Raw genomic sequence first — 24,904 nt, 5'->3', positions numbered from 1 at the left:
ATAAACTGAATTGTTTAAATAATTAGAAAGTTGGTTTATTTTTGTTTGATTCCTTTCTACAAGGGTATTTGAGAATTATATTGTATTTATATAAACAATATTTATTAAGTTTTAAGCGCAAGAGAATAATCACTATTTATCAGATTTTTACACATTACAAATTTATGGAGGTTTTAGTATGGGTAAAATAGAAAAGTTTAATAACGAAAGTGATTTATTGCAACGTATTGATGAATTAAAGCAAGAAGGCGCAGGAGAAAGTGATTTACAAGTTATCTCTGAAGATAAATTAGAAGATAACTCTTTAGATTACACAGATGTTAAAGTTAAAAGCTCAAGAGGATCATTTAGTGATAAGATTACGGCATTATTCTCTGGTGAAAGTTCTGAAGAAAGAGTTTTATCAAGTGTACATGTTCCAGAAGAGCGATTAGATGAGTACAAAGCAGATTTAAATAACGGCAAGATCTTGTTATATATTGATAATGATAATTTAGATGATAGTAAAAACTATGATTCAGAACACCCTAAAGGTTCTCAATCAGGAAATGAACATTATGACAATACAAAACCATTTTCAAATGAAGGTAATGAAGAAAGTGGCGTTTCTAAAGGAACAGCTGCTGGTGCAGGCGTAGGAGCAGGTGCTGCTGGTGCTGCTGCAGCTAGTTCATCTAAGAATGATAATGATACTTCTCATGATCAAAACGAATTTGGCAACGCTGATAAAGAAAATGAGTTTAACCGTAGTGACGACGTTTCTAATAATGATGTTTCTCGTAATTCAAATGAAGACAATGATACAAATGGCGTTTCTAAAGGAACAGTTGCCGGTGCAGGATTAGGAGCTGGTGCTGCTGGTGCTGCTGCAGCTAGTTCATCTAAGAACGATAATGACACTTCTCAAAATCAAAACGAATTTGGCAATGCTGAAAGAGAAAATGAATTTAACCGAAATGACGACGTTTCTAATAATGATTTAACTCATAATACAACAGGAAAAACGGATTCACCTTCATTTGATAATGAAGCAGAAACAGATAGATCAACTGACACTAATCGCTATGGCAATAGTATTGATAAGGAAGAAGTTGCACATGATGATGTAGACAATTCTAATTTTGCTGATAATAATGATGACACTTCCACTTCAGCAAACTTAGCAGGTGCATCAGGACTTGGTGCTGCTGGTTATGCAAACAAACAGTCTGATGAACAAGAAACACAAGTAAACGATGAAGATAATCGTAAAGTATACTCTAGTGATAACGAAAGAGATTTAGAAGCATTAAATAATAGAGAAAAAACAAATACCACTTATCGCGAAACGGATAATGTTAAAGACCAACAAGATCTTTCAAGAAATAATGATTCATCATTCTCAAGAGTTCACGATGATGATGTGGAAGCAGAACGTTCAACATTAAATTATGATAAGCCAAATGAAAGTGTTGAGCCACCTGCATCAAACGTAGATACAACACGTGAATCTAATTTCTCAACTAGTCAAAATGAAAGAGATACTAACATTAATGCATCTAATCAATCATTTAATGATGGTACTCGAAATGACAAAGATGAAGAATCTGTTCAATTACATGAAGAACGTTTAAATGTAGATAAAGAAAACGTTGAAACTGGTGAGGCATCAGTTGATAAACGCGTAGTTGAAGAACAAGAAGAATTTGATGTACCAGTTGAACGCGAAGAAGTTACAATTGAACGTCGACCAGTTAATGAGAAAGTTGACGAAGACTTCAACGCACAAGGAGACGACTCAGTACGTGTTCCATTACACGAAGAACGCGTAAATGTTGATAAAGAGAATGTTGTATCTGAAGAAATAGTTATTAAGAAAAATAAAGTTCAAGATACAGAGCATGTATCTGAAAAAGTAAGACGTGAAGAAGCAGATATAAACAATCCAACAGACGATAATAATAGACGATAAACTTAATACTTAAGAGGCTGAGACAATTAATTGTCTCAGCCTCTTATTTTTTATTATCATCACAGTTGAATTCTACCTCTATTAATATCTTATGTTATAATATTAGAAAATATTGATTTGAGGGGTTCATAACTATGAATTTTGAAGTTGTAACATCTATCGATGATCCATTATTTAAAAAGTCTTTAGAAATGTACGAAGATATTTTCAAAGCTGAAGTAAGAGAAGATCGTCACGTCTTTATTCACTCATTAACATCTGACTATATTAAAAAGCATTATATATTTTTAGTTGGTTTAATTGATGATACAGTTGTTAGTTTATCTACAGGACACTATGAACCTACTACCAACTCAGCTTTTATCATTTATTTAATGACACACCCTGAATACCGTAATCAACGTGTCGGTGCACAAACTCTAGAAAAAACTGAAGAAGCACTACATAAACATGCTCAGAGTGTTCATGGAAGAGACGCTAACATGATTATGTTAGAATCATTTGGAGCAGATTCATACGATGATCAAAGTAAAAAAGATCTTGCCATTTTAAGAAATAATTTCTTTAATAGACATGGTTATGAAATTCAACAAGATATACCCTATATACAACCAAATCCACAAAAATCTTTACCACCAACACCTATAGACTTATACATTAAACAATACTTACCACTTCAAAAAGATGTAATCTCACCAAGTATTCGTTCATGTTATATTAATAAATATATTCATGGAAATGAAAATGATAGAGAATTTGTATATGAACTATTGGATTCAATGGAATTATAATAATTAAACAAGAGGCTTAAATCATTAATGATTTAAGCCTCTTATCACGTTCTATTCTAAATACTGCCCAATCGCACGAAGACTTCAGAGATATCGTGCGTTTTACTCCAAATCTATCTTAATCGCACGAAGACTTCAGAGATATCGTGCGTTTTACTCCAAATCTACCTTAATCGCACGAAGACTCCAGAGATATCGTGCGTTTTACTCTAAATCTACCTTAATCGCACGAAGACTCCAGAGATATCGTGCGTTTTACTTTAAATCTACCTTAATCGCACGAAGACTTCAGAGATATCGTGCGTTTTACTCCAAATCCACCTTAATCGCACGAAGACTCCAGAGATATCGTGCGTTTTACTCCAAATCCACCTTAATCGCACGAAGACTTCAGAGATATCGTGCGTTTTACTTTAAATTCTCCCACTGGCCATAACCTTATTCTATATTATATCTCTTCATTAGCTCAGCTACTGTTTCATCTTTTGCGCCTTCTGGATGCGTGCCACACCAAAGATTCATATAGTCTGGATTTTCTAATTTTTTAGACTGCCCTCTCATTGGTTGTGTTAATTTATTTTGAATTGGATATGAGCAGATGCTTTCTTTAAATTGTTCCATATACTTTATATAAGTATTGTTTATACCATTTGCATAACGACCACTAAAGGTATTCGTCAAAGTTATTTCTTCAGACTTTGCTTTTAAAATACTTTCTTTATGAACATTTGGCGCACCACTTTCTTTAGTAGTTAAGAATGCAGTTCCAAGTTGTACGGCTGCCGCTCCTTTTTCAATATAATATTTAGCCTGCTCAGGTGTTGTAATTCCTCCTGCTACTACTAGCGGCAAATTCACTTTGTTGTATGTTTGATTAAATAATTCTTCCAACGTTAATCGGACATGAGGGAGTTCTTGTTTAAACGAACCTCTATGACCACCCGCTTCACTTCCTTGTAATACTATTGCGTCTACACCTATATCTTCTAGAGCTTTTACTTCTTCTAAATTCGTTCCTGTACCTATCACTATTATTTGATGCTGATGTAATTTTTGAACAATATGTTGTGAAGGTTTCCCAAAAGTAAAACTAACAATTTCTACACCTTTCTCAATAATTATGTCTATCATTTCATCAAAATTATCCTCTATTGAAACTTCATTAACTCGTTCGTAGTTTAATTTTTCCGCAATAGGTTTCAACAGATTATTCATATTATCTATTTTTTCTTGATTTATTTCAGGAAATTCTGGCACGAATAAATTTACACCAAGTGGATTTTGTGTCATTTCCCTAATTTGATCAATATCTTTGGCAAGTGTTTCCGGTGTCATATAGCCTGCACCAATTTGTCCAAGCCCTCCTTCATTGCTAACAGCAGCAACTAAATTAGGTGTCGTCACTCCACCAGCCATTCCTGCTAAAAATATTGGTTTAGTTATTTGTAAACGCGACAATACTGTATTCGTTTCCATTTTCAAAACCTCCAAAATAAATTTTGAACCGTAAGCTAATTATTTTGTTTTTCCTAATAATTAGTGCATTATAATGACATCATACTAAAAGGAGAACTAAAATGACACACTCAAAACTTTCATTAACTGAAATTATAAATAAAAGAAAATCAGTTAAAGAATTCGATCCAAACTTTAAAATCCCTAGAGAAGAAATGACAGAAATGATAGAACTTGCAACTAAAGCACCATCTTCAATTAATCTTCAACCTTGGCGCTTCGTTGTAATTGATTCTGAAGAAACGAAACAAAAATTAGACCACCTTGTACAATTCAACCAAAGACAATTACACTCTTCAAGTGCAATTATTCTTGTTCTTGCAGATTTGAAACACGCTGAATATGTAAGTGACATTTATGAGAAAAATGTTGAACTTGGTTATATGGATGAAAACTCTAAAGATTACTTCATTGAAACTATTTCTAATTTAATTAGTAGTGCTGATGAAAGTTACTTTAATGCTCAAGGATTAATGGATGCTAACTTAGCTTCAATGCAATTAATGTTGATCGCTACAGACCATGGCTATGATACAAATCCAATTGGTGGTTTCGATAAAACAGCTGTACTAGAAGCTTTAAACATTGATACTTCAAGATATGTTCCAGCACACTTAATCGCTATTGGTAAAGGGGTTAAAGCACCTCATGACTCAAGTAGATTACCTGTAGAAAGCGTACTTGCTTGGAATGACGAAAGTAACGGTACTATCGGTCAATAAATTAATTCGTCAAATTTTAATTAAGACACCTACTGTCAATTTAATGTTTTGGGGCTGAGATAATTAATTGTTTCAGCCTCATTTTTCATATTGCATTCGGCACCATAATCGTGTAGAATTCATGTCTATGAGTTTTATTTTTTTACTTAAAAGCTTTACCGCTTTAAAGTATTCATATAGTAAGGGAAGGAATTAAAATGAAAAATTTATCGCAATGGTCATCAAATATTGGGTTTATTTTAGCCAGTGCCGGTTCTGCAATTGGACTAGGTGCAGTTTGGAAGTTTCCATATATGGCTGGTACTTATGGTGGTGGCGCATTTTTATTAATATTTATTATATTTACACTGCTCGTTGGCTTACCTTTACTTTTAAGTGAATTTGTTTTGGGACGCTATGGTAGAACATATTCAACCAATATCTTCAAAAAAGTATCTGGGAAATCATCATTTAATTTAATAGGATGGCTCGGGAATTTAACAGTATTCGTATTGTTTTCATTCTATAGTGTTATTGGTGGTTGGATTATTCTATATATTATACGTACATTATTAGATAGCTTTGGATTAACACAATCCCATGATTACGGTAATATTTTTACTGATTACATCTCTAACCCATTATACTCGTTAGCTAGTCAATTCGCTTTTATACTCTTTACTGTCGTTATTGTAAGTAAAGGTGTCGAAAAAGGGATTGAAAAAGCATCAAAAATAATGATGCCACTGTTATTTATATCTTTTGTCATCATTATTATTAGATCAGTAACATTAGACGGTGCAGTTGAAGGTATTCAATATTTCCTACAACCAAAAATTTCAGATTTAAGCTCTGAAGGTATACTTTACGCATTAGGACAATCATTCTTCGCTTTATCACTTGGTACATGTGGAATGATGACTTACGCTTCTTATTTAAATCGCAAGACCAATATCGTAAAAAGTGCTAGCGCCATTGTATGGATGAACATTGCAGTATCTATAGCAGCAGGTTTAGCAATATTCCCTGCAATATTTGCTTTCGGTTTAGAACCAAATCAAGGACCAGGATTATTGTTTATTGTTCTTCCTCAAGTATTTGATCAAATGTTTATAGGACAATTATTCTATCTGCTATTTTTAATATTATTCTTGTTTGCAGCAATTACATCTTCAATTTCATTATTAGAATTGAATATATCTAACATTACTAAAAATAATAACGATAATAGAAAAAAATGGTCATATATTATTGGTAGCTTAGTATTTGTATTCGGTATCCCTTCTGCATTATCAAACGGTGTGTTACAAAACTTCACATTTGGTGTTGGAACATTCTTTGATAATATGGATTACCTAGTCGCAAACGTATTAATGCCTATCGGTGCATTAGGTGTTACAATCTTTGTCGGACATATCTTTAATAAAGAGACAATTTTGAAAGAACTTAATATGAGTGATACTAAAAAAGGCAGAATATTCGTCAACGTTTGGTATTTCTTAGTTAAATTTGTTCTTCCAATCATTATCATCGCAGTATTTATTGGGCAATTATTATAAATTATTAAAATAGTGAGGTTGGAACAAAAATACCCATTCTCAAATAAAGAGAGCTAATCCATCATTTTCAGATTAGCTCTCTTTATTTATAAAATTTTCAGATTTCATAAATAATGACATATTTCTTATTTGTATATAATACTTTCTATAATTAATACAACAAATACTTGAACTTTATCTTAATTACATGTAATGTAATAAGGGAAGTGTGACGGTTGTCTGCCCACAGACAACCCTACCTATAAAACTACTGTCAAACAAAGGATGATTTATACCATGTTAACTAAAGAATTCTCAGCTAAGGTCGGTCTTAGTGAAAAGCAAGTCAGAAAAATCGTACAACACTTAGAAGATAGAGGATATCAACTTTCTAAGACAGAATACCGTGGAAGAGAAGCAACTGACTTCCAAGAAGAAGATATTGAACTATTCCAAGAAATAGCTGAAAAGGTCAAAGAAACAAACAGTTATGATCAGGCTTTCGAAACACTTGAACAAGAAAAAGACTTCTTACAAGTTCTAGTTAAAGACGAGCCAGCCAATCAAACACCTGAGCTACAACATTTAATCGAAGAATTAAGATTAGAAGTTCAACATATGCGTAGAGAAAGACAAATGTTAGGAGAAATGTTACAACAAGTACATATCCAACAACAAAAATTGGAACAAACGTTAGCTTTACAAGCTCCTGAACAAACTTCACAAGCTACAGAAACGAAAGTTGGAGCAAGTACAACAGAAAAGGCTAACAGTGCTGAAGAAGTAACAGCAGATAAAGCTACTAAAGAAACTGCTGATAGCAAAGAAGATACTAAATTAAACGAAGATACACCTAATACTGAACTTAAAGAACAAGAGAAACCAACTGTGGCTAAATCAGAAGATAAAGCATCAGCTGTTAAAACTGAGCCTACAACTACTTCAGACAAGAAAGAAGTAGAAAAAGAAGAAGTTAAAGTAGAAAATAAAGAAGTTACTGCTGATAAAAATCAAACTCCAAATGATATTGCTAAAAAAGACATTACTAATAACGATGTTCCTAAAGAAGATAAAGCAGAATCAACAGTTGCTCAAGATACAGTAAATAAAGAAGCTGCAAATGATGCTACTAAAGAAGAAAAAGAAGAAACTACATCTTCTCAAGTTGTAACTAATTTAGAAAATAATGAACAAACTGAAGAAGAACCAAAGAAAAAAGGATTCTTCCAAAGATTATTCAATATTTAATACAATAAAAGGGAGTTTGGACATTATTGTTCAAACTCCCTTTTTGTTAAGTTTTTGTAAATTTCCACTATATAATTGTTAAATGCAACTTTACTTTGTTATATTGAAATTTATATTAACTCGTTTAATTAACATTAACAATTGGGAGTGTTTCACATTATGGAAACATTAAATTACGAAGATATTAATACTAAAGCGTTATGGAAACATAACAATCAAGTTGTAAAAATTATAAAAGAAGATTTAGATTTTTACATCAAATTAAACCTTAAAGAAAACAACGATAAATTAGTTGTATTTTCAAATGGCGCATATGACCCTGCTAAAAGTAATCCACCTGTTTTTATGAGAAGTAAATGGCATGAAGACTTTAATGCAAATTGCTTGTATATAGACGATCGAACGATTCATAATACGCAATTAAGATTAGGTTGGGGTGTAGGTACTAAAGAACGTCATTATCTAAGGGACTATTCTGAGATTGCCAAAACAATTACAGACCAACTCAATATAGAGAATAACAAAGTCGTATATTGCGGTTCATCTGCAGGTGGATTTATGTCGATGTATCTTGCTACTTTACACAAAGAATCTACTGCAGTTGTAAATAACCCACAATGTTATGTTGATCGATATGACAAAACAAATGTCGAGAAACTATATAAAAACATATTCCCTGATTATTCAAGAGACTACATAAAAAAACAATTTGCAGTTAGAATATCTATTACAAGTCTTTTCAGAATTCAAAAGTACGTACCAAAGATTTACTATATACAAAACAGATTATGTCAGACAGATATGAATAGACACTACACGCCATTCTGTAGTTTCCTAGATAAATATAATATCAATAGTACCAATATTAAATTTATCCTCTATAACAATAAAAAAATGGGTCACAACCCTATATCTCGAGAGTCCACAGTAGATTTTGTTAATCAAGTATTAGAAGACAGAATAGCAATGTCAGGTTTTTAAGTAAAAGCTCTTAGGAATATATCCTGAGGGCTTTTTTTATGCTTTTGAAAAGATTTTTAAAAATTAATAAAGCACTTTCATTAACTTTTATGTTACCCTATACGAGTACTGTAAAAAACTGATAAACTCTTATAGCAAAGGAACTCATTATGAAATTCACAAAAGAAGAATGGCGAAATACAAATTTTAAATTAGATATGGATACGAGTCATTTAAATTTAGAAGAAATCATCAGTCTAAATGATTACTTAACAAACTCTGAAATTAACGAAGTTTATTTGCCACTCATTAACTTTTTAACTAACAAAGTTAAATTCCATAAAGATTATTCATCGGATATAAACAACAAATTACAGAACAGAAATGATACTACACCATTTATCATTGGTATTTCAGGTGGTGTTTCTGTAGGAAAAAGTACAGTATCAAGACTGCTCTTAAACCTACTTCAAGAGTACAATACAGACTGGAAAGTCGATCTTATCACTACAGATGGTTATATTATGCCTAAACAAGAATTGATTGATAAAGATTTACTTTCTAAAAAAGGCTTCCCTGAAAGTTATGATACTAAAACATTAATCAGTCACTTAAAACAAATAAAAAACAATGAAAGAAATATACCAACTTACACATATTCTCATATCACTTATGATCGACTTAAAGATCAATATCACAACATAGATTGTCCTGACATCCTTATCATAGAAGGCGTGAACATATTCCAAGTAAGCCCACATGAAGAAGAACTTGTAAGTGATTATATCGACTACAAAATATATTTAGACACAACAATAGAAAATATGAAAAAATGGTATATCAATCGCTTCTTACTCTTGCAAGAAGAAGCCTTCCAGAAGCCAGACTCACATTTCTATAAATATCGAGACATCCCGCAAGACGAAGCCATCACGATAGCAAAAGACCTTTGGGACAATATAAACGAAGTCAATCTGATAAAAAATATTTTACCAACCAAAAACAGATCAGACCTAGTACTCTATAAAAACCACGATCACGTAATTGAGCAGTTGAAGTTTAATAAATTTTAGATGAGAAAATCTAGAGGTATTATAATGAAAATTTATCCTTCAAACCAAACATTAGAAATTTGGAGTCAAAATTATTTTACTGATTTTGACTTATTTTTTGTAAACAATATTCCTTTTAAGAATGAACACGCATCCATTACTTCTAAAGATTCTTTCAAAGAATCTAGTTCATTTGATATTAAGACAAATAATCTATATGAATTTTGGAACTTAAATGAATATAACTATGTTATCCAATCAACAAAAGGATGGTTTGAACAATTAGAATGTGAAATACAAGAATATATAATAAAAGAACAATGTAGAGTAAATAATCCGCTTTTTTTCAAAACCAATCTCATTACTTTAAATAATTGGTATCAACTTAGTAAGCCCTTTAAAGTTCAATTTTTTAATGACCGAATTGAAGAATATCAAGATAATGTAGTGCCATTACATCTAAAGGTAACATTACCAGATTATCTCAATTCAATTGTTAATACATTTCCTCTTCATCAAGGTTCCAATTGTCTTTCAACAGTTCTTTATGCTATTACTGAAGACCTCGATATATTGGACCAATGGATAAAAGAAGATTCTTTTTTAAATACACTTAATATATTAGGCTATACTAAATCATCGGAACCAAGCAAAAAAGGTGACATCATTGTCTACTCTAATAATAAATCTATAATCCATGCATCCTATCAGGTTGAAGATGAACTTTTCATCAATAAAAATGGGCAAACGATTTTTAATCCATATAAATTAATCACCATTGCTGACTTAGAAAAAAATTGGGGGATGTATAACAAGCATGTCTATCGCCAACAACCTTGATTTTTATCTTTACATAGTCTGAAACTGCATTTAAATAGTGGTTCATATCTACAGAATGCATTTGAGGTTAACTCTTACTTACAGTTACCTCTTTTTTTATAAATTCAGACACAAATAACCCTCTAGCCTGATTGCTAGAGGGTTTTACATATATTTTTAGCTTTTTATTAACCTACTTCTACTATATATCTTTAAAATAAGTTTTAAGAAAAAGTTCTTCAAGTTTCGATTCAATTGTTAATTGTGTTTTTTTACATTGATTTTTAAACTTTAATCTAAAATACAAAGTTTCATATATGTCAGTTATATTCTTTATAATTCTATAATATTTTACCCCTTCAGAATCTATTTGATTTAATTTAACTTGTATGTCATTTATCCAGTTAATTAGGTCTATATCAGATAACCCTTTTTCTAATAAAGATTCAATTATGAATACTTGTCTCTCATCTTCATTATCAATATATGGTAGAGAATCCTTCGTTAATTTGAAGAGATTATTACTAATTAAATTCATAATAGTAGTGTTATGTGTATTTAAATAAAAGTCAGATTCTATACAAATAGAAATTAAGTCTGATCCATGTGCAATGCTATGTGCCCACCCTTTATTAAGTATATAACCTCTAATATCTTGCTCTTTTTCATAATAAAAAATCGCTGCATTAAAAATTTTATTGTAAATACCTTTTTCAAAATGTTTATTTTTTATATCATTTTCTACTATAGAGGCAAGTATTAAAGAGCTAAAGCTTCTTAAAAATACACTATCAGAATCGTTATTCCCTAAATCTATATTTAAATTTTTTAAACTTATATACAATATTTTCTCAACCTGAATATCAGTTAATTTATTATTTAAAATCAATAAACAAATAGTTTCTGTAGTCTTTTCACGAATATCAGAGTCTACATTACCTATATTGCTCATTAATTCAGTTAACATCGAATCTGGAATATTCTCATGAATTAAATTATTTTCAAATAAATTTAATACTTCTTTTATATTCATTCCCATCCCACCTGACAAAGTAATTATATATTAGTATAAATCAAATAGGAATTAAATTACAATTTCATTTATAAATGTTTGTTTTGTTATACATTATATATTATTATTCTTTGCTATAGGCTAATTTTAGACACACTCACATATATTCAAAACCTTTTAATATCAATAGTTATAAAGGGTTAGTCTAAAAATTGTAAGATTTAATATTTACCTTTGACCTGCTAAAATGATTCGTTAAGTCAGCTTGGGACATCATTAGTAATGTGATTTTATATCTCCCTTAAAATCTGTTCAAAGTTATCAAACAATATTATATGATTAAATTGAGTATGGATTGTATTGTTGAGATAATATAATTTGCGTTAAATAATGAATACACTTAAGAACAAATAGTAAACAGTTAAGGAATATTAAACATTTCTGAATTTAGCTATACTATAATAAACTTGTATTCAAAATATAATCTTTAGTAGTATTTATAGATAAGTTTAAAGTATTTTTAAGTTTTATAGCATTATTTATTTTTGTTTCTAGTATTTTTTCTAATCCTGTTAATACTGAAATGAAAAGTGGAGATTATTATCAAGATTTAGGAGTTAAAATTTTAAATGGAAATTATAATAATTAGTTTATATATATTATTCGGCCTTAGTTGCTTTGCTTTAGTTCTCATATCAATATTGACTATATTTAAAATTCTAAAATTATATGAAATGAACATAAATTATCGATTGATATGGATTGTTACTTTGAGTATTCTCTTTATCTCTTTGATCATTTTAATATTATTAGGATATTTAGTTTAAATGTAAATATTATATAAAAATAACCCTCTGGCCTGAGTGCTAGAGGGTTTTGTTATATGTTATTGCCCGTTTATTCCTCTTTTTTAAAGTCTTTTCTTAAACGTTCTTTGGTCGCTTCTACACGTTTTTCTTTTGCTTTATCATCTTTATTCCGTTTCTCATACATTTCGGCGTCTACATTCCAACGTTCCGATAATGATTTGTTTTTCTGATACGCAATTTCGTTGTCTATGCGTATACGTTCATTCATTGTTAAAGGTTTCCCCTTACCTTCTCGTATGCCTTTAAGTACTGTCGCTCTTGTTTCTGCTCTATACTTTTCAAGTCCTGCGTCGACTTCTGCTTTTGTTCTTTTAGTCATTAAGCAACAACTCCATTTTGTTGAATTTATTTATATATACCCTTTCAAAAGCATTTTGTACCTATATAGTAACATTTACTATGTGTATTCTCCCTAATTTCAGACACAAAAAAACCCTCTAGCCTGATTGCTAGAGGGTTTTGCTATACGTTATATATTATTGTTCTTCTTTAACGTATGGTAATAAAGCCATGTGACGTGAACGTTTAATAGCTATAGTAAGCAAACGTTGGTATTTCGCTGAAGTACCAGTTACACGACGTGGTAAAATTTTACCTCTTTCTGAGATAAACTTTTTAAGTAAATCAGTATCTTTGTAGTCGATATGTGTAATACCGTTTGCTGTGAAATAACAAACTTTTTTACGACGACGACCACCTCTTCTTGGTCCACCTGCCATGATTGTGTTCCTCCCTTCTTTTTAAATTTTTTTATTTATATTCGTTTCAATCAACTATTAGAACGGCAAATCATCATCACTGATATCAATTGGTCCATTAGCATTCGCAAATGGGTTACTTGATTGTTGATTATTGTTTGACTGTTGATTTGAAGGTGCTTTTTGTCCTTGTTGTTGGTTACCACCAAAGTCTTGTCCATAATTTTGGAACTCGTTATTATTTTGGTTATATGATTGGTTATCATTACCAGATTGACGTTGATTTGCGCCTTTAGGTTCAAGGAATTGAACACTGTCACAAACAACTTCAGTTACATAAACACGACGACCTTCTTGGTTCTCGTAGCTACGAGATTGTAGACGACCTTCAACACCTGCAAGACTACCTTTAGATAAGTAATTGTTTACATTCTCTGCGGGACGTCTAAATACAACACAGTTGATAAAGTCAGCTTCTCTTTCACCTTGCTGATTCGTAAAAGTACGATTGATAGCTAAGGTAAAAGTAGCAACTTGAACGCCTGAGGGTGTTACTCTGTATTCCGGATCTTTAGTTAATCGACCGACTAATACAACACGATTAATCATTTAATCTCCCCCATATCTTAAAAGTTAAATTATTTTTCTTCTTCACGTACAACGATGTGACGAATGATATCATCAGTGATTTTCGCTAAACGATCGAATTCGCTGATTGATTCGTCATTTTCAGACTTAACTCTAACGATATTGTAGAAACCTTCAGTGAAGTCTTGGATTTCATAAGCTAAACGACGTTTACCCCAATCCTTTTCTTCGACGATTTCTGAACCGTTTGAAGCTAAGATTCCTTTAAAACGTTCAACGACAGCTTTTCTAGCTTCGTCTTCGATATTTGGACGTACTACGTACATTACTTCATATGTTCTCATCAATTTACACCTCCTTGTGGTCTATGCGGCCTAATAACTTAGTATTAAGCAAGGAATAATTTTCATTACTCACAATCAAGAATTATAGCATAGAGTATTACTTTTTACAATGTTTTTTAGTCAATACTGTAACTATTAAGTAGTGACTTTATCATTTAAAATATAAATGGTTTTAACACGCCTTCTGAGTACATGCTTTTAGAGGGTCAGTAAAAGCAGAAATCCAATTAAATCGCACGAAGACTTCAGGGATATCGTGCGATTCAAGCAAAATCCAACCAAAACGCACGAAGACTTCAGAGATATCGTGCGATTCAAGCGAAATTCAGTCAAAACGCACGAAGACTTCAGAGATATCGTGCGATTCAAACGAAATCCAACCAAAACGCACGAAGACTTCAGAGATATCGTGCGATTCAAACGAAATCCAACCAAAACGCACGAAGACTTCAGAGATATCGTGCGATTCAAACGAAATCCAACCAAAACGCACGAAGACTTCAGAGATATCGTGCGATTCAAGCAAAATCCAACCAAATCGCACGAAGACTTCAGAGATATCGTGCGATTCAAGCAAAATTCAATCAAATCGCACGAAGACTACAAACTTATCGTGCGATTTTCCTACCTATCTAGTTCCTACCTTCATATCCAACTAGCAAATACAACGGCAAAAGAGGCCGAGACACAAATGTCTCAGCCTCTTTAAATTTCTATCTATTACTCTTACACATTAAATCTAAAGTGTACAACGTCTCCGTCTTTCATTAGATAGTCTTTTCCTTCTAATCTTACTTTACCCGCTTCTTTTGCACCGTTCATACCATTATTATTCAATAAATCATCATAGCTTACTGTTTCTGCTCTAATGAAGCCTCTTTCGAAGTCTGTATGGATGATTCCGGCACATTGTGGTGCTGTCATGCCTTCTATAAATGTCCATGCTCTTACTTCTTGTTCTCCTGCTGTAAAGTATGTTGCTAGTCCTAACAGGTTATATGATGCGCGGATTAATTTGTCTAATCCTGCTTCTTCTACGCCTAAATCTTCTAAGAACATTTCACGGTCTTCATCGTCTAATGTTGCTAATTCTTCTTCGATTTTAGCTGAAATAACGATTACTTCTGATCCTTCGTTTTTTGCGTATTCTTCTATTTTTTGTACATATTCATTGTCTTCTGGACTTGCTACTTCATCTTCTGCTACGTTTGCTACGTATAACATTGGTTTTGATGTTAATAAGCTTAAATGTTTCACGATTGATTTTTCATCTGATGAGAATTCTAAGCTTCTTACTGGTTCATTGTTTTCTAATGTTTCTTTTATTTTTGCTAATACTTTTTCTTCTGCTACTGCATCTTTATCTTTCTGTCTAGCCATTTTTGCTACTCTATCATAGCGTTTTTCTACTGATTCTAAATCTGCTAACACTAATTCCATATTAATTACTTCAATATCATCTATTGGATCTACTTTACCAGATACGTGTGTTACATTTTCGTCTTCGAATGCACGTACAACTTGGCAAATTGCATCTACTTCACGGATATGTGATAAGAATTTATTCCCTAATCCTTCACCTTTAGATGCGCCTTTTACGATACCTGCTATATCTGTAAATTCGAAAGCTGTTGGAACTGTCTTCTTAGGTTTAACTAATTTTGTTAATTCTTGTAAACGATGATCTGGTACTTCTACGATTCCTACGTTTGGATCGATTGTTGCGAATGGATAGTTCGCTGCTAATGCTCCTGCTTTAGTAATTGCGTTAAATAGTGTTGATTTACCTACGTTAGGTAATCCTACTATGCCAGCTGTTAATGCCATATGTTATTCACCTTGTCCTTTTTCGATTATTTTTTTGATTTTTTTATTAAATTCTTGTCTAGGTAGCATAATGCTACGAGAACATTCTTCACATTTAATTCTAACATCTGCACCAAGTCTTATGATTTTAAATTTATTATAACCACATGCATGCTGCTTCTTCATTTCAACGATATCATTTAAATTATACGATTTAATCATATTACAGCCTCCCGATTAGATGATTATTGAATGTTATTAGGATTATAAGAAACCATAGTTGGTATTGGTGCTTGAATACCTTCTTTATCAAAGAACGATTTGATTTCTCTTCTTAATATTCTTGCACCTGTCGCATGTTCGTTAGGTTCTGTTTCGCCTGCGATTTTTATCGTTGCTTCTCCTGCTGTAACATTTTCTACACCTAAAATTTCAGGGTCTTTAATGAAAATTTGATATTTTTCTTTTAGTGTAGGTAAAAATTCATATAATTTGCTTTCTAATTCATCTAAGTCTTCTTTTATGGATACAGGTACTTCCACAATAGCCATACCATTATGAATTGAAAAGTTTACAATCTCATTCATTGTACCATTTGGAAGAATCGTTAAATCTCCTGCAAATGATAAAATTCTCGTAGATCTCATCCCTATTGATTGTACAGTACCTTCAGCAACAGTTGTACCCGTAGTATTAATTTTTACATAGTCTCCAACATCAAATTGATTCTCAAAAATAATAAAGAACCCAGTTATGACATCTTTAACTAAAGTTTGAGCACCAAAACCAATTGCTAAACCTGCAACTCCAGCACCTGCAATAATGCTTTCAACTCTTATTCCTACATTGCTTAATATTGTCGTAGCAACAATGAACCACACAACATATGAAATAATGTTTTGTAGTAGGTTTACCATTGTTTTAGCACGCTTGTTAGACTTCCCTACCCTCTTAGTTCCGTATTTCGTAGTAAAGAATTTCTCGACTAATTTATGAAGTATCTTAATTATAATAAACGCTAATATAATATAAAATATCCCGATGAAAATTTGTTCTATCCATTTTTGCCAATTATCTGGATCCATAAAAGGATCGATTAGTTTATGAATGACGCTCATAATTTTATTCATTTTCACACCTCTTATTCTTCTAACAATAATTCCATAATTCTTTTGTATTCTGCTTCAGAATTAAATTCAAGTGAAATTTTACCTGCTTTTTTTGTCTTTGAAATATCAATGTTCGTTCCATATTTCTCTTTCAACTGATATTCATGTTTAACTAAAAAGCTTGGTTTATTTTGTTTTGATTGTTTTGGTTTCTCTTGACCGTTAGCATTCAAAAACTTTATATATTCTTCTAATGCTCTAACGCTCATATTTTCTTTAATCACTTTTTTAGCAACTTGATTGATTTGATGCTTTTTCTCTATTCCAAGCAAAGTTCTGCCATGTGCACTTGATAATTTTTCTTCGTTGATTAAACTTTTCACACTAGAAGGTAGATTCAGTAATCTTAAGACATTAGCAATATAAGATCTTGATTTACCTAATCTATCTGCTACGTCTTGTTGCTTTAAATTTAGTTCTGCCATCATTGTGGCATAACTCTTTGCTTCTTCTAATGGTTTAAGATTCTCACGTTGAAGATTCTCAATTATAGCGAGTTCTAACATTTCTTCATCAGTTAGCACTTTAATAATTGCTGGGACTGTGTCTTTCTCAGCTAATTGACTTGCTCTGAATCTTCTTTCACCAACCACAATGTCATATCCTTTAATTGTTTCTCTTACTACTATTGGTTGTAATACACCATGTTGTGAAATAGACTGCGTTAAATCTTTTAAAGCTTCTTCATCAAAATAATCTCTAGGTTGATATGGATTTCTTCTTAATTTGTCTAAAGGAATCTCAACAATTTTATCATGACTAAAGTTATAAGAAATCTTTTCAACAAGTTCGTGATTTCTTTCTTTCATTTCATCACCACGTTATATATTCTAATTTGTTTCACGTAAAACATCCAAATTAGATTATAACAATTTTGAAGATGATATGCACAAAAGAATAATTGACCGATAAATTAAAATATTCAGAAAAGTTGTTGACAAAAAAATATGCCCATAGTATTGTGTAATATATCAACAACGAAATATTAATTAAAAGCACGATAAAAAGGAAAGTAAATCTTAAACTGCAATTATCAGAGAGTTCCCATTTGCTGAAAGGGAATATTGAAAGAAAGATTGAAAATGGCCTTGGAGTGGTGACATCGATATTGAGGTGTCAACGGGATCGCCCGTTATAGCGATACAGTATTAAAGTCTCTTTAGTGTTGATGGCGTACTGGAATTTGTTCATATTTTTACTGCCATTATATACTCTTTTACAAGAGACCACGTACTTATAGAGGTAGTGTCAGTAATGTCATTACGAACAAAGGTGGTACCGCGAGCTAAGCTTTCGTCCTTTACATCCGATTAATATCGGGTTTAAAGGACGGAAGCTTTTTTTATTTTTAAATACATTAGGGAGGAAGGCTATTATGAAATCTACTCAACTCGCTCAAATTTCATTAACTAAAGATCATACAGGTGCAACCACAAATCCTATATATCTTTCAACAGCCTATCAACATGAAAAATTAGGATGTTCAACTGGCTTCGATTATACGAGGACTAAAAATCCTACTCGCTCACAATTCGAAGAAGCATTTGCCAAATTAGAAGGTGGAAAGTACGCATTTGCAACTTCTAGTGGTATGGCAAGTATTCAATTAATATGTAACTTATTTAAACCAAATGATGAAATTCTCGTTTCATATGATTTATATGGTGGCACATTTAGAATCTTTGAATTTTATGAAAAACAATACAACATTAAATTTAAGTACATCGATTTTTCAAATATTGAAGAGGTCAATGCATCTATCAATGAGCATACGAGAGCTTTCTTTATAGAACCCGTATCAAATCCATTAATGTTCACAGTCGACTTAGAACCATTGTATGCAATAGCGAAGTCTAAAAATATTTTAACAATTATTGATAATACATTCTTAACACCTTACTTTTCTACACCATTAAAAGATGGAGCTGACATTGTATTACATTCTGCTACAAAATACATAAGTGGTCATAATGATGTATTAGCAGGCATTGTAACCGTATCAGACGATTATTTAGGTGAACTACTTGCTCAATTCCACAATATGATTGGTGCAACACTATCACCTTTTGACAGTTATTTATTACTAAGAGGTTTAAAAACATTACACATACGACTTGATCGCGCTACCGAAAATGCCCAAAAATTAGCCGCTTCTTTTCAGTCAATTGAAAGCATTGATGAAGTACTTTATTCAGGGCAAACAGGCATGTTAAGCATTAGATTAAACAAAGCTTACAGTGTTGATCGTTTTTTACAAAATATTGATTTATGTATATTTGCCGAAAGTCTTGGTGGCACTGAAACATTCATTACTTTCCCATATACACAAACGCATGTAGACATGGCCGATGAAGAAAAAGATAAACGTGGTATCGATGAATATCTACTTCGTCTATCAATCGGAATTGAAGACTATGAAGATATTTACACAGATATACTTCAAGCTCTTAAAAAATCAAAGAAAGAAGGGGTGTCATTATGAGTTATTCAAAAGAAACGTCATTAATATTAGACTCCACTAGAGGTAATGAACATTTATCAAGCAACCAACCATTATATTATTCATCAACATATCACCAACAAACATTAGGTGGTAATACTGAATTTGATTACGCAAGAAGTGGTAATCCTAACAGAAAGTTACTCGAAGAAAAGTTAGCCGATCTAGAAGGCGGTAATTATGGATTTGCATTCAGTTCTGGGATAGCTGCAGTAACAGCTGTATTCCTTACATTAGAACCTGGAGATCACGTTATACTTCCTGATGATGTATACGGAGGTACTTTCAGATTAACAGAACAAATACTAAAAAAATTCAAAATCGAATTTACAACTGTCGATCAAACAGACTTACAACAAGTAGAAGATGCTGTACAGGATAATACAAAGCTTATCTATGTAGAAACACCTTCTAACCCACTATTTAAAGTAACTGATATTGATGGTGTTGGACAAATTGCTCGTAGAAATGAAGCACTTTTAGCCGTAGATAATACATTCATGACACCACTAGGACAGTCTCCATTGAAACTTGGAGCAGATATTGTCATTCATTCTGCAACGAAATTCTTAGGAGGTCATAGTGACCTGATTGCTGGCGCTGTAATCGTAAATGATCCCCAACTTAAAAATGATATTTACTTAATTCAAAATGGAACTGGATCAGGATTAAGCGTCTATGATTCATGGACACTTGCTAAGCATTTAAAAACATTACCTATTAGATTTAAACAATCTGTTAGCAATACTGAACAAATTTATAGATATTTAATTGAAAATGAAGCAATTGAAACTGTTTACTATCCAATAACAAATGACACACATTTAAGACAAGCTAAAAATGGTGGTGCCGTACTAGGATTCAGACTTAAAGATGAATCAAAAGCACAAGCATTTGTTGACCATCTAAATATACCTTTAGTTTCTGTAAGTTTAGGTGGTGTTGAAACCATTCTTTCTCACCCAGCTACAATGAGTCACGCAGCTATACCTGAAAGCATTAGAGCTGAACGTGGTATTACAAACGGCTTATTTAGACTATCAGTAGGATTGGAAGATGTCAGAGAATTGATTACAGATATCGATTGGGCATTAAAGGAGGCTATATATGAATCTGAAAGAAGCATTGAAGAACCGCATTTTAGTGGCTGACGGTGCAATTGGAACAATCTTTTACTCAGAAGGATTAGACACTTGCCCAGAAAGTTATAACCTTACTCATCCTAAAAAAGTAGAACAAATACACCGCTCATATATAGAAGCAGGTGCTGATATCATTCAAACGAACACTTACGGTGCTAATTTCGAAAAGCTAAAAGACTTCAATTTAGAGCATCGTGTTAAAGATATACATCGTGAAGCTGTTCAAATCGCTAAAAAAGCAAGCAATAAAGATACATTTATATTAGGTACTGTAGGTGGCTTTCGTAACATAAAAAAGAGTGACTTATCTATAGAAGCTATTCAGTATCATACAGAAATTCAAATTGAAACACTTGTAAATGAAGGTGTAGATGGCATTCTATTTGAAACTTACTATGATTTAGAAGAGCTGCTTACCGTCTTAAAAAATGCAAAAGCGAAATATGACATTCCGATTATTGCTCAACTTACAGCAAGTAATACTAATTATTTAAGAAATGGTACACCTATACCTGACGCATTAGAGGCATTACTAAGAGAAGGCGCAGATGTTGTTGGTTTAAACTGTCACCACGGACCTTATCATATGATAAAGACGTATAAACATATTGAAATTCCTAATAGTGCATATCTTTCTTGTTATCCTAATGCGAGTTTGCTGGATTTAGAAGACAATGACTTGAAATACAATAACAATTCGGAATACTTTTCTGACGCAGCTAAAGAACTTGTCAATCAAGGTGTCAGATTAATAGGTGGTTGCTGTGGTACAACACCAGAACATATTAAAAAAATCAAAAATGTCGTTAAAGATTTAAAACCTATCAAGCAAAAAAATGTTATTCCAATAGAGACAAAACAGTATAAAAAGCAAAATAAAAATGAACCTAGCATTAAAGAACTCGTTCAACAAAGACCGACTGTTATTGTTGAACTTGATACACCAAAACATTTAGATACGAATAAATTTTTCGATGGTATACAAGCTCTAGAAGACGCGGGTGTTGAAGCTGTAACACTTGCTGACAACTCACTAGCAAGCGTTAGAATTTCTAACATAGCAGCAGCTAGCATTATAAAGCAACAATATAAAATTAGACCCCTCGTACACTTAGCATGTCGAGATAGAAATTTAATTGGTCTTCAGTCACATCTGATGGGACTTTCGTTACTAGGTATTAATGATATTTTAACTATTACAGGTGATCCATCAAAAGTTGGTAATTTCCCTGGTGCAACAAGTGTATTCGATGTAAATTCTAGTGGATTAGCTGAAATGATTACCCAATTTAATCAAGGTATTAACGCAGATGGAGACACATTAAGAAGTAATACTAATTTCTCTGTAGCAGGCGCTTTTAATCCAAATGTAAGACGTCTTGAACCAGCCGTTAAAAGATTAGAAAAAAAGATAGAGTCTGGAATGGAATACTTCATTACACAACCTATCTATGAACCTGAAAGAGTTAAAGAAATATATGAAGCAACAAAACATATAGATGCACCAATCTTTATTGGCATCATGCCAATTACAAACTATAATAACGCCCTATTTTTACACAATGAAGTTCCCGGTATTAAATTATCAGAAACTGTTCTCAACGCTTTTGAAAAAGTTAAAGACGATCGAGACGCAACCCGTAAGCTCAGTATTAATTTGAGCAAGCAATTGATTGATGCGATACACCAATATTTTAATGGTCTGTACATCGTTACACCATTTTTAAAATATGATTTATCCGTTGAATTAGCAAATTATTCAAAATCAAAAACTGAAACACAAACCAAGGAGGCAATATTATGACAATTAAAACAGCAAATTTAGGATTTCCAAGACTAGGTAAAAAAAGAGAATGGAAGAAAGCCATTGAAAGCTACTGGGCTAAGAAAATAGATAAAGCTGAATTAGATCAAACACTGCAAGATCTACATAAAGAAATTTTAACAATTCAAAAAGAACATCATGTCGATCAAATTCCTGCTGGTGATTTCTCATTATATGACCATGTACTTGATACATCATTATTATTTAATATCATTCCAGAGCGTTTCCAAGGACGTCCTGTTGATGATGAATTATTATTTGATATTGCAAGAGGTAATAAAGAACACGTTGCAAGTGCACTTATCAAATGGTTTAACACAAACTATCACTATATCGTACCTGAATGGGATAACGTTACGCCTAAAGTAAATAACAATGTGTTACTAGAAAAATTCAACTTTTCTAAAGAAACGGGTGTAACATCTCATCCAGTAATCGTAGGACCTGTGACTTATGTAGCTTTATCAAAAGGCGGAGACCAAAGTTTTGAGGAAAAAGTTAGAACACTGTTACCATTATATAAAGAAGTATTCGAAAGTTTAACTGAAGCTGGTGCAGAATATATCCAAGTAGATGAACCAATTTTAGTAACTGACGAAGCTAAAGAACTTCAAGATATTACTAAAGAAGCATATGAATTCTTTAATAAAGAAGTTCCATCTACAAACTTAGTATTACAAACATACTTCGAACGAGTTGATTTAAACTTTGTAGGACAATTGCCTGTCTATGGTCTTGGTTTAGATTTCGTTCATGATAATGGATTTAACTTACAACAAATTAAAGATGGTTTATTCCCTAAAGAAAAGGCACTATTTGCTGGTATTGTTGATGGTAGAAATGTTTGGGCAACTAACATTGAAGCTAAAAAAGAACTGATTGCCTCTTTACAACCATATACAAATGAATTAGTTATTCAGCCTTCTTCTTCATTATTACATGTACCAGTTACTTTAGAAGAAGAAACATTAGATGATTCAGTCCGAGAAGGTTTAAGCTTTGCCACTGAGAAATTAGACGAACTATATGCTTTAAAACAATTATTTAATGAAAATGATGACACTTTATACAATGAATTAAAAACTCAATTTGAACGATTTGAAAGTCAGTCATTCAAACAACTTGAATATGATTATGATTCCGTGAAATCAGAACGTACAACGCCATTTAAAGAGAGAAAAGTTTTACAAGATGAAGTATTAAACTTACCTGATTTACCAACAACGACGATAGGTTCATTCCCTCAATCAAGAGAAGTAAGAAAATATCGTGCAGATTGGAAAAACAATAGAATTTCAGACGAAAAATATGAAGAATTTGTACAAAATGAAATTAAGCGTTGGATTGATATTCAAGAAGATATTGGTTTAGATGTATTAGTACATGGTGAATTCGAACGTAATGACATGGTAGAATTCTTCGGTGAAAAATTAAATGGATTCTTAGTAACTAAGTTCGGTTGGGTTCAATCATACGGTTCTCGTGCTGTTAAACCACCAATCATCTATGGTGATGTTAAATGGACAGCTCCACTAACAGTTAAAGAAACACTATATGCTCAAAGATTAACTGACAAACCTGTTAAAGGTATGCTTACAGGTCCAGTTACAATCTTAAACTGGTCATTCGAACGTGTTGATATTCCTCGTAGCGAAGTTCAAGATCAAATCGCTTTAGCTATAAACGAAGAAGTATTAGCACTTGAAGAATCAGGCATTAAAGTGATTCAAGTAGACGAACCAGCATTGCGCGAAGGCTTACCTTTACGTTCAGAATATCATGAAGATTACTTAGATAAAGCTGTTCGTTCATTCAGATTATCAACATCTTCAGTCCAAGATTCAACACAAATTCATACGCATATGTGTTACTCTCAATTTGGACAAATCATCCATGCAATCAAATCACTTGATGCTGATGTTATTTCAATTGAAACATCAAGAAGCCATGGCGATTTAATCCAAGACTTTGAAGATATCACATACGATTTAGGAATTGGTTTAGGTGTATATGACATTCATAGTCCACGTATACCTACAGAAGAAGAAATTACTGTAGCAATCGATAGAGCACTTAAAGAAATTGACCGTTCTCTATTCTGGGTAAACCCTGACTGCGGATTGAAAACAAGACAAGAAGATGAAGTTAAACAAGCTTTAACTGTACTAGTAAAATCAGTAGAAAAATTACGTAAAGATAGCACAGTAAAACAACCAAATTAAACGAACTGCCAACACACGGTTCAGTTATATTAGCCATTAGTTCCAAATCTAATAACACTGCCATATAATATTTTTGAGCGAGTACTATATGGCAGACTTCCTTCCCTATATTAAATATATAAAATAAGAACCTTTCGGTGGAGACCGAAAGGTT

At 32.2% G+C, this 24,904-nt stretch carries 22 protein-coding genes and 1 other annotated feature; of the genes, 12 read left to right on the top strand and 10 right to left on the bottom strand.

The window, feature by feature from the left end:
- Positions 1 to 178: 178 nt before the first annotated feature.
- Positions 179 to 1,951 (top strand): DUF2382 domain-containing protein, encoded by a 1,773-nt coding sequence (locus LQ608_RS08335; RefSeq protein ID WP_239751227.1) that lies wholly within the window; start codon positions 179 to 181, stop codon positions 1,949 to 1,951.
- Between the two features lie 134 nt (positions 1,952 to 2,085).
- Positions 2,086 to 2,742 carry a GNAT family N-acetyltransferase gene (locus LQ608_RS08330; protein WP_239751225.1) on the top strand — a complete coding sequence of 219 codons (657 nt, stop codon included), beginning with the start codon at positions 2,086 to 2,088 and terminating at the stop codon, positions 2,740 to 2,742.
- A 438-nt stretch (positions 2,743 to 3,180) separates the two neighbouring features.
- Here the strand turns inward: LQ608_RS08330 and LQ608_RS08325 are convergent, their stop codons facing one another.
- Positions 3,181 to 4,218 (bottom strand): NAD(P)H-dependent flavin oxidoreductase, encoded by a 1,038-nt coding sequence (locus LQ608_RS08325; protein ID WP_239751223.1) that lies wholly within the window; start codon positions 4,216 to 4,218, stop codon positions 3,181 to 3,183.
- 101 nt (positions 4,219 to 4,319) lie between these two features.
- Here LQ608_RS08325 and LQ608_RS08320 point away from each other — a divergent pair, with 101 nt between their 5' ends.
- The 6 genes from LQ608_RS08320 to LQ608_RS08295 all read left to right on the top strand — a co-directional run bounded on the left by LQ608_RS08320 (position 4,320) and on the right by LQ608_RS08295 (position 10,596).
- A complete protein-coding gene (locus tag LQ608_RS08320; protein WP_078357144.1) occupies positions 4,320 to 4,979 on the top strand; it encodes a nitroreductase family protein in 660 nt (219 codons plus the stop codon).
- A gap of 197 nt (positions 4,980 to 5,176) precedes the next feature.
- Positions 5,177 to 6,517, top strand: coding sequence for a sodium-dependent transporter (locus tag LQ608_RS08315; RefSeq protein WP_107509086.1), 1,341 nt, complete (start codon positions 5,177 to 5,179; stop codon positions 6,515 to 6,517).
- A 276-nt stretch (positions 6,518 to 6,793) separates the two neighbouring features.
- Positions 6,794 to 7,744, top strand: coding sequence for a hypothetical protein (locus LQ608_RS08310; RefSeq protein WP_239751221.1), 951 nt, complete (start codon positions 6,794 to 6,796; stop codon positions 7,742 to 7,744).
- A gap of 159 nt (positions 7,745 to 7,903) precedes the next feature.
- Positions 7,904 to 8,725, top strand: coding sequence for a prolyl oligopeptidase family serine peptidase (locus LQ608_RS08305; protein ID WP_239751217.1), 822 nt, complete (start codon positions 7,904 to 7,906; stop codon positions 8,723 to 8,725).
- Between the two features lie 149 nt (positions 8,726 to 8,874).
- Positions 8,875 to 9,777 carry a type I pantothenate kinase gene (gene coaA / locus LQ608_RS08300; RefSeq protein WP_239751216.1) on the top strand — a complete coding sequence of 301 codons (903 nt, stop codon included), beginning with the start codon at positions 8,875 to 8,877 and terminating at the stop codon, positions 9,775 to 9,777.
- A 24-nt stretch (positions 9,778 to 9,801) separates the two neighbouring features.
- Complete coding sequence (locus LQ608_RS08295) at positions 9,802 to 10,596, top strand: hypothetical protein (protein WP_239751213.1); 795 nt, start codon at positions 9,802 to 9,804, stop codon at positions 10,594 to 10,596.
- A 181-nt stretch (positions 10,597 to 10,777) separates the two neighbouring features.
- Here the strand turns inward: LQ608_RS08295 and LQ608_RS08290 are convergent, their stop codons facing one another.
- The 9 genes from LQ608_RS08290 to LQ608_RS08250 all read right to left on the bottom strand — a co-directional run bounded on the left by LQ608_RS08290 (position 10,778) and on the right by LQ608_RS08250 (position 17,870).
- Positions 10,778 to 11,608, bottom strand: coding sequence for a DUF2785 domain-containing protein (locus LQ608_RS08290; RefSeq protein ID WP_239751211.1), 831 nt, complete (start codon positions 11,606 to 11,608; stop codon positions 10,778 to 10,780).
- A gap of 876 nt (positions 11,609 to 12,484) precedes the next feature.
- Entirely contained in the window at positions 12,485 to 12,775 is a 291-nt protein-coding gene (locus LQ608_RS08285; RefSeq protein ID WP_239751209.1) for a hypothetical protein, read from the bottom strand.
- Positions 12,776 to 12,932: 157 nt separating this feature from the next.
- A complete protein-coding gene (rpsR, locus tag LQ608_RS08280; protein WP_078357163.1) occupies positions 12,933 to 13,175 on the bottom strand; it encodes a 30S ribosomal protein S18 in 243 nt (80 codons plus the stop codon).
- A gap of 57 nt (positions 13,176 to 13,232) precedes the next feature.
- Complete coding sequence (gene ssb, locus LQ608_RS08275; RefSeq protein ID WP_078357164.1) at positions 13,233 to 13,763, bottom strand: single-stranded DNA-binding protein; 531 nt, start codon at positions 13,761 to 13,763, stop codon at positions 13,233 to 13,235.
- A gap of 29 nt (positions 13,764 to 13,792) precedes the next feature.
- Positions 13,793 to 14,086, bottom strand: a complete 294-nt coding sequence (rpsF, locus tag LQ608_RS08270) for a 30S ribosomal protein S6 (protein WP_078357165.1) — start codon at positions 14,084 to 14,086, stop codon at positions 13,793 to 13,795.
- Between the two features lie 726 nt (positions 14,087 to 14,812).
- Positions 14,813 to 15,913, bottom strand: a complete 1,101-nt coding sequence (ychF, locus tag LQ608_RS08265) for a redox-regulated ATPase YchF (protein WP_239751207.1) — start codon at positions 15,911 to 15,913, stop codon at positions 14,813 to 14,815.
- A gap of 3 nt (positions 15,914 to 15,916) precedes the next feature.
- Positions 15,917 to 16,114 carry a DUF951 domain-containing protein gene (locus LQ608_RS08260; RefSeq protein WP_078357167.1) on the bottom strand — a complete coding sequence of 66 codons (198 nt, stop codon included), beginning with the start codon at positions 16,112 to 16,114 and terminating at the stop codon, positions 15,917 to 15,919.
- Between the two features lie 23 nt (positions 16,115 to 16,137).
- Positions 16,138 to 17,022 carry a mechanosensitive ion channel family protein gene (locus LQ608_RS08255; RefSeq protein WP_239751205.1) on the bottom strand — a complete coding sequence of 295 codons (885 nt, stop codon included), beginning with the start codon at positions 17,020 to 17,022 and terminating at the stop codon, positions 16,138 to 16,140.
- A gap of 11 nt (positions 17,023 to 17,033) precedes the next feature.
- Positions 17,034 to 17,870, bottom strand: coding sequence for a ParB/RepB/Spo0J family partition protein (locus LQ608_RS08250; RefSeq protein WP_239751204.1), 837 nt, complete (start codon positions 17,868 to 17,870; stop codon positions 17,034 to 17,036).
- A gap of 182 nt (positions 17,871 to 18,052) precedes the next feature.
- Positions 18,053 to 18,365 (top strand) — a binding site (T-box leader).
- 71 nt (positions 18,366 to 18,436) lie between these two features.
- Between LQ608_RS08250 and LQ608_RS08245 the strand changes: the two genes are divergently transcribed.
- Genes LQ608_RS08245 through metE form a run of 4 tightly spaced genes read left to right on the top strand, consistent with a single transcriptional unit; the run spans position 18,437 to position 24,750 of the window.
- Positions 18,437 to 19,543 carry an aminotransferase class I/II-fold pyridoxal phosphate-dependent enzyme gene (locus tag LQ608_RS08245; RefSeq protein WP_239751200.1) on the top strand — a complete coding sequence of 369 codons (1,107 nt, stop codon included), beginning with the start codon at positions 18,437 to 18,439 and terminating at the stop codon, positions 19,541 to 19,543.
- Entirely contained in the window at positions 19,540 to 20,712 is a 1,173-nt protein-coding gene (gene metC, locus LQ608_RS08240; protein WP_107509097.1) for a cystathionine beta-lyase MetC, read from the top strand. Before LQ608_RS08245 ends, metC begins: the two co-directional genes overlap by 4 nt.
- Positions 20,669 to 22,507 (top strand): bifunctional homocysteine S-methyltransferase/methylenetetrahydrofolate reductase, encoded by a 1,839-nt coding sequence (locus tag LQ608_RS08235; protein ID WP_239751198.1) that lies wholly within the window; start codon positions 20,669 to 20,671, stop codon positions 22,505 to 22,507. Before metC ends, LQ608_RS08235 begins: the two co-directional genes overlap by 44 nt.
- Positions 22,501 to 24,750 carry a 5-methyltetrahydropteroyltriglutamate--homocysteine S-methyltransferase gene (gene metE, locus LQ608_RS08230; RefSeq protein WP_239751308.1) on the top strand — a complete coding sequence of 750 codons (2,250 nt, stop codon included), beginning with the start codon at positions 22,501 to 22,503 and terminating at the stop codon, positions 24,748 to 24,750. Before LQ608_RS08235 ends, metE begins: the two co-directional genes overlap by 7 nt.
- Positions 24,751 to 24,904 lie beyond the last annotated feature (154 nt).

Source organism: Mammaliicoccus sp. H-M34 (assembly GCF_022386495.1).
Taxonomy (GTDB): domain Bacteria; phylum Bacillota; class Bacilli; order Staphylococcales; family Staphylococcaceae; genus Mammaliicoccus; species Mammaliicoccus fleurettii.
This window is presented reverse-complemented; position numbering and strand designations above follow the sequence as displayed.

Bases quoted from the DNA above. Each gene is read 5' to 3' on its own strand.
- LQ608_RS08260 (WP_078357167.1), bottom strand. From the start codon at position 16,114: ATGATTAAATCGTATAATTTAAATGATATCGTTGAAATGAAGAAGCAG.
- rpsF (WP_078357165.1), bottom strand. From the start codon at position 14,086: ATGAGAACATATGAAGTAATGTACGTAGTACGTCCAAATATCGAAGAC.
- LQ608_RS08330 (WP_239751225.1), top strand. From the start codon at position 2,086: ATGAATTTTGAAGTTGTAACATCTATCGATGATCCATTATTTAAAAAG.
- LQ608_RS08325 (WP_239751223.1), bottom strand. From the start codon at position 4,218: ATGGAAACGAATACAGTATTGTCGCGTTTACAAATAACTAAACCAATA.
- coaA (WP_239751216.1), top strand. From the start codon at position 8,875: ATGAAATTCACAAAAGAAGAATGGCGAAATACAAATTTTAAATTAGAT.
- ychF (WP_239751207.1), bottom strand. From the start codon at position 15,913: ATGGCATTAACAGCTGGCATAGTAGGATTACCTAACGTAGGTAAATCA.
- LQ608_RS08250 (WP_239751204.1), bottom strand. From the start codon at position 17,870: ATGAAAGAAAGAAATCACGAACTTGTTGAAAAGATTTCTTATAACTTT.
- LQ608_RS08290 (WP_239751211.1), bottom strand. From the start codon at position 11,608: ATGAATATAAAAGAAGTATTAAATTTATTTGAAAATAATTTAATTCAT.
- LQ608_RS08255 (WP_239751205.1), bottom strand. From the start codon at position 17,022: ATGAATAAAATTATGAGCGTCATTCATAAACTAATCGATCCTTTTATG.
- LQ608_RS08285 (WP_239751209.1), bottom strand. From the start codon at position 12,775: ATGACTAAAAGAACAAAAGCAGAAGTCGACGCAGGACTTGAAAAGTAT.
- rpsR (WP_078357163.1), bottom strand. From the start codon at position 13,175: ATGGCAGGTGGACCAAGAAGAGGTGGTCGTCGTCGTAAAAAAGTTTGT.
- ssb (WP_078357164.1), bottom strand. From the start codon at position 13,763: ATGATTAATCGTGTTGTATTAGTCGGTCGATTAACTAAAGATCCGGAA.
- LQ608_RS08315 (WP_107509086.1), top strand. From the start codon at position 5,177: ATGAAAAATTTATCGCAATGGTCATCAAATATTGGGTTTATTTTAGCC.
- LQ608_RS08235 (WP_239751198.1), top strand. From the start codon at position 20,669: ATGAATCTGAAAGAAGCATTGAAGAACCGCATTTTAGTGGCTGACGGT.
- metC (WP_107509097.1), top strand. From the start codon at position 19,540: ATGAGTTATTCAAAAGAAACGTCATTAATATTAGACTCCACTAGAGGT.
- LQ608_RS08335 (WP_239751227.1), top strand. From the start codon at position 179: ATGGGTAAAATAGAAAAGTTTAATAACGAAAGTGATTTATTGCAACGT.
- LQ608_RS08320 (WP_078357144.1), top strand. From the start codon at position 4,320: ATGACACACTCAAAACTTTCATTAACTGAAATTATAAATAAAAGAAAA.
- LQ608_RS08245 (WP_239751200.1), top strand. From the start codon at position 18,437: ATGAAATCTACTCAACTCGCTCAAATTTCATTAACTAAAGATCATACA.
- LQ608_RS08310 (WP_239751221.1), top strand. From the start codon at position 6,794: ATGTTAACTAAAGAATTCTCAGCTAAGGTCGGTCTTAGTGAAAAGCAA.
- LQ608_RS08295 (WP_239751213.1), top strand. From the start codon at position 9,802: ATGAAAATTTATCCTTCAAACCAAACATTAGAAATTTGGAGTCAAAAT.
- LQ608_RS08305 (WP_239751217.1), top strand. From the start codon at position 7,904: ATGGAAACATTAAATTACGAAGATATTAATACTAAAGCGTTATGGAAA.